The 14,320-nt window shown below is 45.1% G+C and carries 13 protein-coding genes and 1 tRNA gene; 1 reads left to right on the forward strand and 13 read right to left on the reverse strand.

Annotated elements, in window-relative coordinates:
- Positions 1-29: 29 nt before the first annotated feature.
- The 3 genes from ACED60_RS05075 to rnt form a co-directional block, all read right to left on the reverse strand.
- Positions 30-1,373, reverse strand: a complete 1,344-nt coding sequence (locus ACED60_RS05075; protein ID WP_231847883.1) for a response regulator — start codon at positions 1,371-1,373, stop codon at positions 30-32.
- A 539-nt stretch (positions 1,374-1,912) separates the two neighbouring features.
- Positions 1,913-3,238 carry a Na+/H+ antiporter family protein gene (locus ACED60_RS05080; RefSeq protein ID WP_012603527.1) on the reverse strand — a complete coding sequence of 442 codons (1,326 nt, stop codon included), beginning with the start codon at positions 3,236-3,238 and terminating at the stop codon, positions 1,913-1,915.
- Positions 3,239-3,303: 65 nt separating this feature from the next.
- A complete protein-coding gene (gene rnt / locus ACED60_RS05085; RefSeq protein ID WP_371727091.1) occupies positions 3,304-3,948 on the reverse strand; it encodes a ribonuclease T in 645 nt (214 codons plus the stop codon).
- 188 nt (positions 3,949-4,136) lie between these two features.
- Between rnt and ACED60_RS05090 the strand changes: the two genes are divergently transcribed.
- Entirely contained in the window at positions 4,137-5,018 is an 882-nt protein-coding gene (locus ACED60_RS05090; protein ID WP_371727065.1) for an OmpA family protein, read from the forward strand.
- Positions 5,019-5,116: 98 nt separating this feature from the next.
- Here ACED60_RS05090 and ACED60_RS05095 read toward each other — a convergent pair whose 3' ends face one another.
- The 10 genes from ACED60_RS05095 to ACED60_RS05140 all read right to left on the reverse strand — a co-directional run bounded on the left by ACED60_RS05095 (position 5,117) and on the right by ACED60_RS05140 (position 13,964).
- Positions 5,117-5,551: a DUF2753 domain-containing protein gene (locus ACED60_RS05095; RefSeq protein ID WP_012603530.1), complete on the reverse strand. Its 435-nt coding sequence runs from the start codon at positions 5,549-5,551 to the stop codon at positions 5,117-5,119.
- A 190-nt stretch (positions 5,552-5,741) separates the two neighbouring features.
- Positions 5,742-6,158 carry a lactoylglutathione lyase gene (gene gloA / locus ACED60_RS05100; protein WP_371727066.1) on the reverse strand — a complete coding sequence of 139 codons (417 nt, stop codon included), beginning with the start codon at positions 6,156-6,158 and terminating at the stop codon, positions 5,742-5,744.
- Between the two features lie 131 nt (positions 6,159-6,289).
- Positions 6,290-6,925, reverse strand: a complete 636-nt coding sequence (nth, locus tag ACED60_RS05105) for an endonuclease III (RefSeq protein ID WP_102281089.1) — start codon at positions 6,923-6,925, stop codon at positions 6,290-6,292.
- Between the two features lie 206 nt (positions 6,926-7,131).
- A complete protein-coding gene (locus tag ACED60_RS05110) occupies positions 7,132-7,824 on the reverse strand; it encodes an electron transport complex subunit E (RefSeq protein WP_371727067.1) in 693 nt (230 codons plus the stop codon).
- A complete protein-coding gene (rsxG, locus tag ACED60_RS05115) occupies positions 7,824-8,453 on the reverse strand; it encodes an electron transport complex subunit RsxG (RefSeq protein WP_371727068.1) in 630 nt (209 codons plus the stop codon). Before rsxG ends, ACED60_RS05110 begins: the two co-directional genes overlap by 1 nt.
- 12 nt (positions 8,454-8,465) lie before the next feature.
- The gene (gene rsxD, locus ACED60_RS05120) at positions 8,466-9,512 is read right to left on the reverse strand and encodes an electron transport complex subunit RsxD (RefSeq protein WP_004734042.1); all 1,047 of its coding nucleotides are present in this window, start codon (positions 9,510-9,512) and stop codon (positions 8,466-8,468) included.
- Positions 9,512-12,196 carry an electron transport complex subunit RsxC gene (rsxC, locus tag ACED60_RS05125; RefSeq protein WP_371727070.1) on the reverse strand — a complete coding sequence of 895 codons (2,685 nt, stop codon included), beginning with the start codon at positions 12,194-12,196 and terminating at the stop codon, positions 9,512-9,514. Before rsxC ends, rsxD begins: the two co-directional genes overlap by 1 nt.
- Positions 12,197-12,203: 7 nt before the next feature.
- Complete coding sequence (gene rsxB / locus ACED60_RS05130) at positions 12,204-12,797, reverse strand: electron transport complex subunit RsxB (RefSeq protein WP_009848647.1); 594 nt, start codon at positions 12,795-12,797, stop codon at positions 12,204-12,206.
- Between the two features lie 2 nt (positions 12,798-12,799).
- Positions 12,800-13,378 (reverse strand): electron transport complex subunit RsxA, encoded by a 579-nt coding sequence (rsxA, locus tag ACED60_RS05135; protein WP_004734039.1) that lies wholly within the window; start codon positions 13,376-13,378, stop codon positions 12,800-12,802.
- Between the two features lie 510 nt (positions 13,379-13,888).
- Positions 13,889-13,964, reverse strand: a tRNA-Asn gene (locus ACED60_RS05140).
- Between the last annotated feature and the right edge of the window lie 356 nt (positions 13,965-14,320).

Here is a 14,320-nt window from a genome sequence, read left to right on the forward strand (position 1 = left end):
TGCTTACTGATTTTAGAGTATCGCCATGCTTAACTAACGGCAGCCAAAGGGGCTTTAGTTAGTGTGGGGAGTGAAAAATTATCAGCTTGCTGCAATGCCATACGTTGAAGTAGAGCAAGGTTCGTGTGATCCGCTTTTAAATGAACGTCAATTTGGCGCTTTATTTGAACGACTTTGTCTTGTAATCCTAAGGCTTGATAACACAGCGCCAACAAGAAGAACGCGTCGACATCATTGCCTGAAAACTCGTTTATCGAAATACTCTCAATGCACTCTGTCGCAACCTCATGTTGATCGAGTTGAATCAGTTGTAAGGTACGACAAAGCTTTAGAAGCGGCTTGCTCAATGCGTAAGACTTTTCAGAGTGAGAAAGCCTCTGCCAAGTCGCTTCAGGTTTCCAAAGTGTTAGTTCTTCGTGGGTGAGCGCCAAACTATCCGCCCATAAGATGAGTGCTCGCTTACCTGTAGAATCCCAAATTGAGTGAGGAATGAGTTGTGCGAGAGATTTGAGATGTTGGGTCGCTTGTGTGACATTTTTATCTAGCAACTGCAACCAGACCATGGTGTTGGTTAACTCAATATTACTGCTGTTCACTGTGAGTACTTGGTCAATCAGTTCGCTCGCGGATTCGAAATCACTGGTATTGAGACAGATCTTGACCTTAAGTTGCTGAAGTTTGATATTGCGAGGGTTACTTTCTATTAGGCCATCGATTTGACGGAGTGCGTCGTGATAGTGCTGCTTGAGGATATGTATTTCAATGAGCTTAACTTTAGCGGGCAGGTAATCATGGAGCTGCAATAGCCCATTCAACATGGCTTGTGCGTCATCGAGTTGTTGGTTTTTTATCAGAATATTCGCCATATAAATAATGGCATCTTTCAGTGTCGACGGGTCAGGGGCTTTGCCAAAGAGTGGCTTTACCGCATTGAGGCCATTCTTTAAAAAGGCCTGCTCTAATGTCGAAAAGTATTGCTGCCGAGAGAGTGCGGATGTGACTCTTTTTATGATGTCATCTGCACGTATTGGCTTAATCAAATAACCATCAGGTTCTAAGTTAGCATAACCAAAGAAGGTATCTTGGCTGTCATTGCCTGTGACGATAAAGACGATCGTTTGTGGCCGGATTAATTCTTTTTGCTGCAAGAACTCAAGCAACTGCAAGCCATTGCTTCCTGAGCCTAAATCGTGGTCAATTAATAAGATGTCGAATCGATGTGCGCGACAAGCCTCAATCGCGTTTTGTGCATTGGATGCGCTAATCACATTGTTGTTAGGCACGCCTAACTTGATAAGTAGTGCGCGGGTAGCACTTTGAATGACGCTGCTGTCATCAACGATGAGGTAGCGCGATCGGGCGAGTATATCCATATAGTAGCCTTCTGACGTATTGAGCCTTGCCACTTTGTCGTCTATGAATTAGCGGCTTATTTATTAACACTTAAGTGTAGGAGTGAATTCAATGAATAGCCACAAGTTGCACATCAATGCGTACGGAATAATGTATAGGGAGTGATGTTGGTTCAGAAGGTTAGCGTGTTTCTAAAGTTAGAAATAAAAGGGGAAAGAGGTTAGGGTCTGTTGACCTTTCGCGGTTAAATTTTGTTCGATATAGAATCGTTTTAGGCGCGGCAAGGAATATGTAGCCTAGTCACTCTAAGTAAATACTTCTTAACAAAGCATAAAACGATTCTAGCCGAACCCTTCGGGCAGCCTTTGTGGTTCATTTCTACTGCGTTATCGGCTTCTCATGTAGGCTAGCTACACTTCAAAGCCTCTGCCTTGTAGCAATTTCCCACAAAGCGCTGCAAAAATCAGCTCGAAAGGTCAACAGACCCTATATACAAAAAAGACCGCACGAGGCGGTCTTTATAAAAGTGAGCGTAGGATTCTTTAACTACAGAACCTAATTACAGAACCATGGCTGCAATCCAACCGAATACGATCAGTGGGATGTTGTAGTGTAGGAACGTCGGTACTACGGTTTCCCATACGTGCTCGTGTTGACCATCAGCATTAAGACCCGATGTTGGACCTAAGGTTGAGTCAGAAGCTGGAGAGCCAGCATCGCCAAGCGCTGCAGCTGTACCTACTAGAGCGATCGTTGCCATAGGTGAGAAACCAAATGCTGCTGCTAGTGGAACGTAGATAGTTGCAAGGATTGGAATCGTAGAGAACGAAGAACCAATACCCATAGTTACCAATAGACCAACGATGAGCATAAGCAGTGCCGCTAGAGGCTTGTTGTCACCGATGCTGGTTGAAAGCGCTTCAACCAAAGATTCAACGCCACCAGTTTGCTTCATTACCGCTGCAAAACCTGCCGCTGCAATCATGATGAAACCGATCATTGCCATCATGTGAACGCCCTTAGTGAAGACATCGTGTGTCTCTTTCCAAGCGATTACACCACCGAAGGTGAATACCATGAAACCAGCCAAAGCACCGATGATCATGGAACCTGTCGATAGTTGAACGGTTAGTGCAGCAACAATACCCGCAGCAGCCACTAGGATGTGCTTCTTGTTGATCTCTTTCACTTCGGTTGAAACAACAGTATGAGACGTTTCTTTGTATTGACGTGGCTTACGGTAAGTAAAGAATACTGCCGTAAGAAGACCAAAGATCATACCAGCTGCCGGTAACAACATCGCCATTGGTACTTGGCTTGCTACTACGTTTTCAAGACCGTTGTCGTGAAGGTTTTTAAGCAGGATGTTGTTTAGGAAGATGCCACCAAAACCGATAGGTAGAACCATATACGGAGTAATCAGGCCAAAAGTAAGTACACACGCAACCAGACGACGGTCTAGGTTCATTTTTGCGAATACGCCTAATAGAGGTGGGATTAAAATTGGGATGAAGGCGATATGCACAGGAATCACGTTTTGCGAAGACATGGTCACTAAGATCAAAGACGCAAGGATGCCATATTTTAGACCATTAGATGCCGCACTGTTCTCTTTGCCGTGAATGCGCTTAATGACGCTTTGAGCAAGTAGATCTGTGATACCAGAACGAGAGATAGCAACAGCAAAGGTGCCAAGCATTGCGTAGCTAAGTGCGATAGTTGCACCGCCACCTAATCCACTTTCGAAAGCTGCTACAGCATCGTTCACGCTCATACCAGAGGCTACGCCACCGATAATTGCGCTGAACGTGAGAGCCACGACAACGTTTACGCGCATCAAAGCTAAAACAAGCATGATGCAAACTGAAATTACAACAGGATTCATATTATTCTCGGGATGTTGTGTTTTTTATGAAGGCAATACGAGTGAACGTTTACCGACTCTATTTTTTATTCTTCGTCAACAAGAGGCCAACCACCAAGGGCTTTCCATTTGTTTACTATGCCGCAAAATAACTCTGTGGTTTTTTGCGTATCATACAAAGCAGAGTGTGCTTCTTTGTTGTCAAATTCCACCCCCGCAGTGCGGCAAGCTTTAGCCAAAACGGTTTGACCGTAGGCAAGACCACTAAGGGCTGCAGTGTCAAAAGTTGCAAATGGATGGAAAGGGACGCGTTTAAGCTTACAACGCTCACTTGCTGCATTAACGAAGTTTAAATCGAACGTAGCATTGTGAGCGACCATGATTGCGCGACTGCAATCTGAAGCTTTTTGTTCTTTTCTCACAAGCTTGTAGATTTCTTTAAGGGCTTCTTGTTCCGACACAGCACCACGTAATGGGCTAAATGGGTCTTTAATTCCGTTAAAGTCTAATGCTGCCTGCTCTATATTTGCGCCTTCAAAAGGCTCAATGTGAAAATGAAGCGTTGATGCAGGGTGCAGATCTCCGTTCTCATCCATTCTTAGTGTAATGGCACAGATTTCTAATAATGCATCGGTTTCAGCGTTAAACCCTGCGGTTTCCACGTCGATGACCACTGGGAAATAGCCACGAAAGCGTTTTTTAAGGGTCAGAGCTTCGTTTTCTACAGTCATGTTAGCCCAAATATGTGTGATTAAGGCAGCATTATTGCAGATAATAGCAGTGATAAAAACTAGGGAAGGGCAATAAATCATAAATTAGCCGACCTATTTCGGCTTGATAATTGCATATTCAAACGTGATGGAAAAATGCGGCAATTGGCTGCATTGTTAAACGAATTGCCTAAGAGATACTCCACTTTATGAAGAAACAACTCATAACAGGTTCAATGCTATTTTCGCTACTTATGTCGTCATCGGTATTGGCACAAGAAAAGCGTTACGGAGCATCTCCTCTACAGTCGACATGGGAGATGGTGGCTAACACGCCACTAGAATGTCGCTTGGTTCACCCTATCCCCAACTTTGGTGATGCTGAGTTTTCATCTCGCGCGAGTAAAAAAATCATTTTGGATTTTGAGCTTAAAATGCGTCGCCCAATGGGGGCGACACGCAATGTAAGCTTGATCTCTATGCCACCAGCTTGGCGTCCGGGCGAAAGTGCTGACCGCATGACGACCATTAAGTTCTTCCAACAATTTGATGGCTATGTTGGTGGTCAAACCGCTTGGGGTATTTTGAGTGAGTTGGAGAAAGGGCGTTACCCGACATTCGGCTATCAAGAGTGGCAGAGCCGAGATCAGCGAATCGAAGTTGCACTATCATCGGTATTATTCCAAGAAAAGTATAATGTGTTCAGTGACTGTATCGCCAACTTATTGCCTTACAGCTTCGAAGATATCTCTTTTACTATCTTGCACTACGATCGTAACAGCGATCAGTTGAATAAGTCTTCACGTAAGAGACTCAGCCAGATTGCCGACTATGTTCGCTATAACCAAGACATCGACCTTGTGCTGGTGGCTACATACACCGATTCCGTCGATAGCAAAGGTATTAGCCAGAATCTTTCAGAGCGCAGAGCGGAATCATTAAGAGAGTACTTTAAATCTCTAGGCTTGCCAGAAGACCGCATTCAAGTACAAGGTTATGGTAAGCGTCGTCCAATTGCTGACAACAACTCGCCAATTGGTAAAGACAAAAACCGACGTGTTGTTATCTCTTTAGGTCGCACACAGGTGTAATCTGAACAATAGCTCGTTTTGAAATGACAAAGCCCGTCTTCACTGATGACGGGCTTTTTTATATTTTAAATTTGAGTTGTTGTTTAAACGTAATTTGTTTAGTTCAAGCGGAAGCGGGCGATCATTTCACAGTTGGTCGCGGTATCGATCTTTTCCACCATAGAAGCAATTTTAGGGTTGGGATGGCGTTTCATGAAATCGATAAGGGCTTTCTTACAGCAACCAATTGAGTCAATGAAGCTTGAACATTGCGTATTGGGACATTGCGGGATCAGTGTCAGTACTTTTTCTGAAGCCAATTGGAGATACTTGAGTTCATATTCAGTATCGCCGGCCCATCGCCAAAACTGAGCGAGGTTGTGACAAGAAATCACAGAGATAAGTAAGCGCTCGTCCGCTTGGATATCGGTACGTTCAGTAATTTTTTCGCTTAAACTCAATGCTTGCTGATAGTGAAGAATACTTTGTACAGGATCGTCGAGCTGCAATGCCGTATCGGCAAGTAACGTGTGTTTTTCCCATTCGCTAATCATTGTGTTACCTCACTAATCAATAGGGGACTTAATTTAAATGATAATTATTATCATGTAAAGTTTCATCAGTGAGAATGTTGTAATAATTAGTAAAGAATATCGATTATTAATAGAGCTACAAAAAAAAGCGAGCTTTATGCTCGCTTATAGTGTTTATTCCATAGCCAAATATTGCAGAGGCTACGAAGGGTTAACCTTCTAGACCAGCACTTGCTTGTTTGTTCTGAATAAGCTCAATCATGTAGCCGTCAGGATCTTTAACGAATGCGATGTGAGTAGAGCCGCCTTTTACAGGGCCCGCTTCACGTGTCACATTACCGCCTGCTGCTTTAATCGCGTCACACGTTGTGTAGATGTCATCAACTCCGATAGCAACGTGACCAAAAGCTGAGCCAAGGTCATATTCAGTCGTGCCCCAGTTGTAAGTCAGCTCAATCACAGCGCCTTGAGATTCGTCACCAAAGCCAACGAAAGCCAGTGTGTATTCGTACTCTTTATTCTCGTTCTTACGTAACAGCTGCATGCCCATTACATTGGTGTAGAACTCGATAGACTTGTCTAGATCACCAATGCGTAGCATGGTGTGTAAAATACGGCCGTTTGACATGATTTGCTCCTAGCTTTAATTATGTATACGTTTTTGTAATTCTGTTTTATGCCGCTAGAAAAATGCGGCACTGTTTAGCTTCTTAGCTTCTTAGCTTCTTAGCTTCTTAGCTTCATTCGCTTAGAGCTAGCCTAGACGTCGGTTTTTTCCTTGAACTCACATAGGTCTTCAATTATACAGCTGCCACAGCGCGGTTTACGCGCGACACAGGTGTAACGTCCATGAAGAATGAGCCAATGGTGGACATCCAGTTTGAATTCTTTTGGGATGACTTTAAGTAGCTTTGCTTCGACATCGTCGACGGTTTTACCCATCGCTAGCTTAGTGCGGTTTGATACACGATAGATGTGAGTATCAACGGCAATCGTTGGCCAACCGAAGGCGGTATTTAACACTACGTTTGCAGTTTTGCGGCCAACGCCTGGAAGGGCTTCTAATGCAGCGCGATCTTCCGGCACTTCACCATTATGGAGGTCCAGTAGCATACGACACGTTTTGATGGTGTTTTCTGCTTTTGAGTTAAACAGGCCGATGGTTTTGATGTACTCTTTTAGGCCATCGACACCTAGGTCGAAAATAGCCTGTGGAGTATTAGCCACAGGATAAAGCTTATCAGTGGCTTTGTTAACGCTGACATCGGTTGCCTGCGCAGATAAGAGAACGGCGATCAGCAACTCGAAAGGGCTGTTCCAGTTAAGCTCGGTTTCTGGATTTGGATTGTTTTCTCTCAAACGCTCAAGTATTTCTACTCGTTTTACATTGTTCATAGCGACATTACTTTCAAATAGTTAGGGCTTGAGTTCCGGCGAAGTTCTTTCAAACTTACTCGTTTTAAAATAACAAGTTTCGCAATGGTTCAGGCTTTATCATCGGTTACGCGCTCTTATGAGCGTCATTATTATGTGTACTTGGTCAATCTATTTACCTTCTGAGCGGTTGAGCTACTCAGCAGGATTTAAGCTACTGTAACTTATCAGGCATTGGTAACGCGAGCGCGTTCAATAGCTGGTTTTTCTTGTTTTGGCTGTCTAGATTTAGCTTGGTTGTCGATGATGTTTTTCAAAGCAATCAAGAAACCAACACCAATGAAGGCACCGGGTGGTAGCAGGGCTAACAAGAAGCTGTTATCAAATTGGAATATCTGGATTCGTAACACCGAAGCCCAATCACCAAGGAGTAGGTCTGCGCCATCAAATAGAGTTCCGTTACCAATAACCTCGCGCATCGCACCCAATACAACCAGTACCGATGTCATGCCAAGACCCATCCAGAAACCATCTTGAGCAGCAGGTAAAACTTCGTTTTTAGACGCGAAAGCTTCCGCTCGGCCAATGATGATACAGTTGGTTACGATCAGCGGGATAAAGATACCCAAAGAGAGGTAAAGGCCATACGCGTAGGCGTTCATCAGAAGTTGAACACAGGTTACTAGTGAAGCAATGATCATCACGAACACTGGAATACGCACTTCTTTTGGCACATGGTTTCGAACCAGAGAGACAGACACGTTCGAGCCGACTAGTACAAGCAAGGTAGCGATACCTAATCCAAGAGCGTTAGTCACAGTCGAAGAGACAGCCAACAGCGGACATAAGCCAAGGAGTTGTACTAGGGCAGGGTTATTGTCCCACATGCCATTTTTAATTAGTGTTTTATGGTCACTCATTATTCACCACCACAATTTAGAGGTTGAGCAAGCAATGCTTGGTTGTTTTGATTAACGTATTGCACCGCTTGTTTCACTGACTTAACGACAGCTCTTGGCGTAATGGTTGCGCCAGTGAACTGGTCAAAGTCACCACCATCTTTACGAACCTTCCAACGGTCAAGATTAGAATCCGTCACTTGCTTACCAGCAAATGAGAGAATCCAATCACTCACACGCAAATCAATCTTATCACCCAAACCTGGAGTTTCTTGGTGAGAAAGCACGCGAGTACCTAAAATAGTACCGTCGATCTTCATTCCAACAATCACTTTGATCGCGCCGTTGTAGCCGTCTGGGGCAATCGCTTCGATCGCAATCGCACTCGGCTCACCATTGATTTTAGCAATGTAAGCCGGCATCGCTTGTTCAGTCCCCAACTCTTCTGCTTGAACCAGAGTACAGGCTGAAAACAGTTCATTATCGTGCAGATCGTGCGGGATCACTTGGTTAAGCACAGACAGTAACTGAGCCTGTTCTTGCTGTTTGATCTGATCTTTGGTCAGGTAGTGAGTAACGGCTACCAAACCTGTCGAAGCGCAGGCAAAAATCGCAAGTACAAGACCGTTTTTCTTAATTGCATTTAGCATGGTATCCGCTCCTTAGTGGCCGTATGTACGAGGTTTGGTGTAGTAGTCAATCAGTGGAACACACATGTTGGCTAACAATACAGCAAACGCCACGCCATCAGGGAAGCCACCCCAACTGCGGATAATAAAGACTAACCCGCCAATCAGAGCGCCAAATACCAAGCGACCTTTCACTGTCGTCGAGGCGGAAACCGGATCGGTTGCAATGAAGAATGCACCAAGCATGGTTGCGCCAGACAATAGGTGAATGGTTGGCGAAGCGGTTTCACCTGGAGTTAAGATTAAGAATACCAGGCTAAACAGCGCAAGGCTGCCGATGAAAGCTACCGGAATATGCCATTGAATCACACGTTGCTTAATCAACACTAGGCCACCAACAAGGTAAGCAAGGTTTACCCATTCCCAACCCACGCCAGCTAACCAGCTAAATTGAGGTTGAGACAGAGCTTCAGAAGCCGTGTTACCTGCCGTTAGTGCGGTTTTGAAGGCATCGAGTGGCGTCGCCATAGTGGTGCCATCAATACCAAGGCGTGCTTGTTGTAAAGACAAGCCTTCATTATTGAAACCAGTAAAGATCATCAAGAAGGAGTCAACAAAGCTCGTAGCTTCAGCAGTTAAACTGGTCGGCGCATTCCAGCTGGTCATTTGAACTGGGAATGAGATCAGCAAAACAACGTAAGCCACCATCGCAGGGTTAAATGGGTTTTGCCCAAGGCCGCCATAAAGGTGCTTCGCGATGACAATCGCGAAGAACATACCGATGACGAGAATCCACCACGGAGAGTGTGGGGGAATAGCGACACTGAGTAGCCAAGCGGTCACAACCGCACTGTAATCACGCAATGCCATCACTGGCGGGCGTTTTCTTAGCAGCATTACAGCGGCTTCAAAGGTAACAGCAAGTGCAATAGCAAATACTAACTGGATGAGCGTACCCCATCCAAAGAAGTAGGTTTGAGCTAGTAGACCTGGCAATGCACAAATAGCGACCCATTTCATGAGATCAGGGGTGCTTCTACGATTGTGCGCGTGCGGTGAGCTGGCGATAAAGAAGGCCACTACTCTTTCTCCTCATTATTCTTTTTGTCTTGCTCTTGCTGCGCCTTTCTTGCTTTAGCACGAGCAATCGCTGCAGCAACCGCTGCTTTTTTAGGATCGACTGGTTCTTGTTGAGTTTCAGCCTTTAATTCAACTACAGGTTCAACCACAGATTCAGGTGTTTCTGCTGACTCTTCCTGTTTCGCTTGTTGTGCCTTTCTTGCTTTAGCGCGAGCTATTGCCGCGGCAACGGCAGCTTTTTTAGGATCCACTGGTTCTGATTGAATTTCAGCTTCCACTTCCACTTCTACTTCAGGAGCGATTGCTTCTGCTTCGACCTGCTTAGCTTGCTGTGCTTTCTTCGCTTTGGTGCGAGCAATAGCGGCAGCGACTGCATCTTTTTTGGAATCACCAGAGCTTTCAGCTGAAGCTTCGCTTTCTGTTTGAGTAGAAGATTCAGCTTGTTGTGCTTTCTTTGCTTTAGCGCGAGCAATGGCCGCAGCGACAGCATCTTTCTTAGCATCGCCAGAACTTTTAACCGGAGCTTCGCTTGCTGTTGGAGTAGAAGATTCAGCTTGTTGAGCCTTCTTGGCTTTAGCGCGAGCAATAGCCGCAGCGACAGCATCTTTCTTGGCATCGCCAGAGCTTTTAGCTGGAGCTTCACTTTCGGTTTGAGCAGCTGATTCAGCTTGTTGAGCCTTCTTGGCTTTAGCACGAGCTATTGCAGCAGCGACAGCATCTTTCTTAGCGTCACCTGATTTTTCAACCGGAGCTTCAGAAGCAGATTCTGCCTGCTGAGCCTTCTTGGCTTTAGCACGAGCAATGGCCGCAGCGACAGCATCTTTCTTGGCATCGCCAGTACTTTCAGCCGGAGCGTCAGAAGCCGATTCTGCTTGTTGAGCTTTCTTCGCTTTAGCACGAGCGATAGCTGCAGCAACAGCGTCTTTTTTGCCATCACCAGAGCTTTCTGCAGGAGCATCAGTTGCTGCTTGTTGTGCCTTGCGCTCTCGAGCTTGTCGTTTACGTTCTTCACGCAGTTTCGACATTTCAGAATTGTCTGGTTCAGCGCTATCCGCTTTCTGAGCCGCAGCTTGTTTTGCTTTTGCCTTGGCAATCGCAGCCGCAACCGCAGGTTTCACCGCTGGTTCCGCATTAGGAGCTTGGTCTGCTGTCGCTTTTTGTGCCTTAACACGCGCAATCGCCGCAGCAATTGCATCGTCACCGTCGGCTGATTTCATGTCTTTACGACGGTTGTCAGCTGCTTTCTTAAAGCGGTTTTCACGTTCTGCTTTGTCGCGCTCCATACGAGCGTTTTTCTCTTCGAAACGAATCTTGGCGCGCTCTGCTGCAGCGGCTTCATCTTTTCGAGTTTTGATCTCAGCTTTTGCTTGGCGATAGTACTGAACAAGAGGAATTTCACTTGGGCAGACAAATGCACAAGCACCGCATTCAATACAGTCTTTAATATTCAGTTCTTCACACTTATCCAACTCGTTGGCTTTCGCATGCCATTGCAGTTGTTGAGGAAGAAGTGATGCGGGGCAAGCCTCGGCACACGCGCTACAACGAATACATTCCATCTCGTAAGTGCTTGGAGAGATCTCACGACGCGTTGGTGCCAAAATACAGTTCGACGTTTTAGTGATTGGCACATTGGCATGTGGCAAGGTGAAGCCCATCATAGGGCCACCCAAAATCAAACGCGGAAGCTTTTTATCGGCTTTGTAGCCAAACTCTTCAAGTAACTCATGTACTGGTGTGCCTAATAGCGCCCAAACATTACGAGGTTGCTTAAAGGTTTTACCGGTTAATGTCACAACGCGGTTAACCACAGGTTCGCCGTCAATTACCGCTCGCTTAATCGAGTAAAGAGAGCCGACGTTCTGAACCAAAACACCAATGTCTGCAGGGATGCCGCCAGCCGGAACCTCTTTATTAGTAAGGATCTTTATCAGCTGTTTCTCACCACCTGAAGGGTATTTAGTTGGGATAACACGAATGACGATATCTTTGTCTTTCGCTGCAATCTCAAGTGCTTTTATCGCGTCTGGTTTGTTGTCTTCAATGCCGATAACCGTCAGCTTTGGTTGAAGAATGTGTTCAACCACTTCGATGCCTTTTAATACTTCGTCGGCATGTTCTTGAAGCAACTTGTCATCAGAGGTGATGTAAGGTTCACATTCCGCAGCATTGACGATCAAAATGTCAGTACGACCAAGGCCTGATTGAAGTTTCTTAGCCGTAGGGAAGCCTGCGCCGCCCATGCCTGAAATACCAGCTTGGCGAATCACATCAAGCAGTTCGTCAGAGGTCTTTGTCGAGAAATCTTCAACTGGATTTTTTTCAATCCAAGCGTCTAAGCCATCAGGTTTAATAACCACGCACACGTCGCTCAAGCCTGAAGGGTGAGCGGTGGTTCGTGGTTCGATAGCGGTAATCACACCCGATGTTGGTGCATGTACTGGCAAAGTAAAACCAGTCTCTAAGGCCGTCAGTTGCTGACCTTTGAGTACGGCATCACCGACAGCAACCAATAAGTTACCAGGCTTACCTATATGCTGTTTCACTGGAAGAACGATTTCTTCTGGGAGCCTTGCATGCACGATGTCAGTAGTATTCGACTGTTTCTTGTTTTCAGCAGGGTGCACACCGCCCGGGAAGTTCCAAATAGAGCCCGTGCGAATTTGTTCAATTAAAGAGATCATACTAACCCTATGCCTTAGGCTCTGACGCGGTCGCATCAGTTGCTTGGTTAGTGATATCAGTAACAGGAATGATGTTCATCTGCCATTTCCAATTTTCAGTCGTTGTTGCCACTGGAATCATTTCGATACAGTCAGTAGGGCACGGTGCGACACATAGATCACAACCTGTACATTCATCTTTGATTACTGTGTGGAGTGCCTTGGTGCCACCAACAATGGCGTCAACAGGGCAGGCTTGAATACACTTGGTACAGCCGATACACATATCTTCATGAATGAAGGCAACGGTTTTTACTTTGTTATCTAAGTCATGAGCGGAGTCTTCAACTTCTACGCCCATTAAGTCTGCGAGCTTCTCAATGGTTGCTTGGCCGCCTGGAGGACACTTGTTGATCTTATCTCCGTTCGCGATCGCCTCTGCGTATGGGCGACAACCAGGGTAGCCACACTGGCCACACTGAGTTTGCGGCAATATAGTGTCGATTTGATCAACGATCGGATCGGCTTCAACTTTAAAACGGATAGAAGCAAAGCCCAAAATAGCGCCAAAAATAGCGGCTAAAGCGGCGAGTGCAATGATCGCAATTAAAATGGTACTCATGCTTATTTCACCAACCCAGTAAAGCCCATAAATGCCAGAGACATTAGGCCAGCTGTGATCATAGCAATCGATGCGCCTTTAAATGGCATTGGAACATCAGCAACCGCAATACGTTCACGCATTGCAGCAAATAGGATCAATACAAGAGAGAAACCCACCGCTGCGCCAAAACCATAGATGATCGACTGAATGAAGTTGTGGTTTTCATTGATGTTCAGAAGTGCCACACCTAATACCGCACAGTTGGTGGTGATAAGCGGCAGAAAGATACCCAATAGGCGATAAAGGGTAGGGCTGGTTTTGTGAACGACCATTTCCGTAAATTGAACAACCACCGCGATAACCAAGATAAAGCTCATGGTACGCAAGTATTCAATACCCAGAGGGGTAAGGATGTAGGTTTCGACTAGGTATGCAGATACCGACGCTAACGTCAGAACGAAAGTCGTCGCGAGGCCCATGCCAATTGCAGTCTCCAACTTCTTGGAGACGCCCATAAATGGACATAGCCCTAAAAACTTCACTAGCACAAAGTTATTGACTAGCACTGTGCCAACCAACAACAAAAGGTATTCGGTCATAATGGATTAATTCTTGAGATTCCGATCCCGATATTATCCTGTTTTGCTCACCTAATAACAACCAAGGATCACTAGGGATTTAGACACTTGGTGAAAAAAACATCAGGTAATCGATTGATTACCAAAGCTGCAGTAAGTATAGACATAGATTTTGATGGTGTGAGCGTGCAGCGGTATATCACAATGATCTTTGTCTGATCATTTGAGTACTCAGTGATTTCACTTTTGTCTTCGGCCAAAAGGTCGAAATTGGTTGAAGTAAATAGCGAACTTTTGAGTCAATTGATTGTTGCTAACTCAAGGCTGTTGCTCGGTTGCTTAGAGGGCTTTTAGGGAAGTGAGTACGTTAAAACGCAAAAAGCCGCATCGAGTGATGCGGCTTCTTTAAATTTGGCCCCCTTGTCGAGACTTGAACGCGGGCGGCTAGGTTTGTGACATTAACTTGGAACAAGTTAGTCGCAGTTATATACGAAAAAAGCCCAATCTTTCGATTGAGCTTTTTTCTGAATTTGGCTCCCCTTGCAAGACTTGAACTTGCGACATACGGATTAACAGTCCGCCGTTCTACCAACTGAACTAAAGGGGAATTGCTTGTTAGCGACGCGAATTCTAATAAGACTCCTATTTTCTGTCAATAAAAAATAGCAGAAAAAAATAAGATAAAAAACTTTACTTTCTTGAACGCCTTATCAGATTTAGCTTTGCTTTAGTTATCCACCAAAATTGTGGATAAGTATGTGCGTGAAACTTTAACAACAATAATTGGGATAAATCTGAAAATGTTAAAATCTGCGGTAACGTGATGTATTTAAAAGTTTTATATCGAAACATTACGATTGTATAACTTTTTAAGATTATAAAATAAACAGTAAAACAAGTGCTATTTTTAGATTTTTTGGGGAAAAGTAGTGGATTAAAAATCGAGTAATTTAGCTGAAGAGA

This window comes from Vibrio sp. 1F279, from assembly GCF_041439815.1.
Lineage (GTDB): Bacteria > Pseudomonadota > Gammaproteobacteria > Enterobacterales > Vibrionaceae > Vibrio > Vibrio tasmaniensis_A.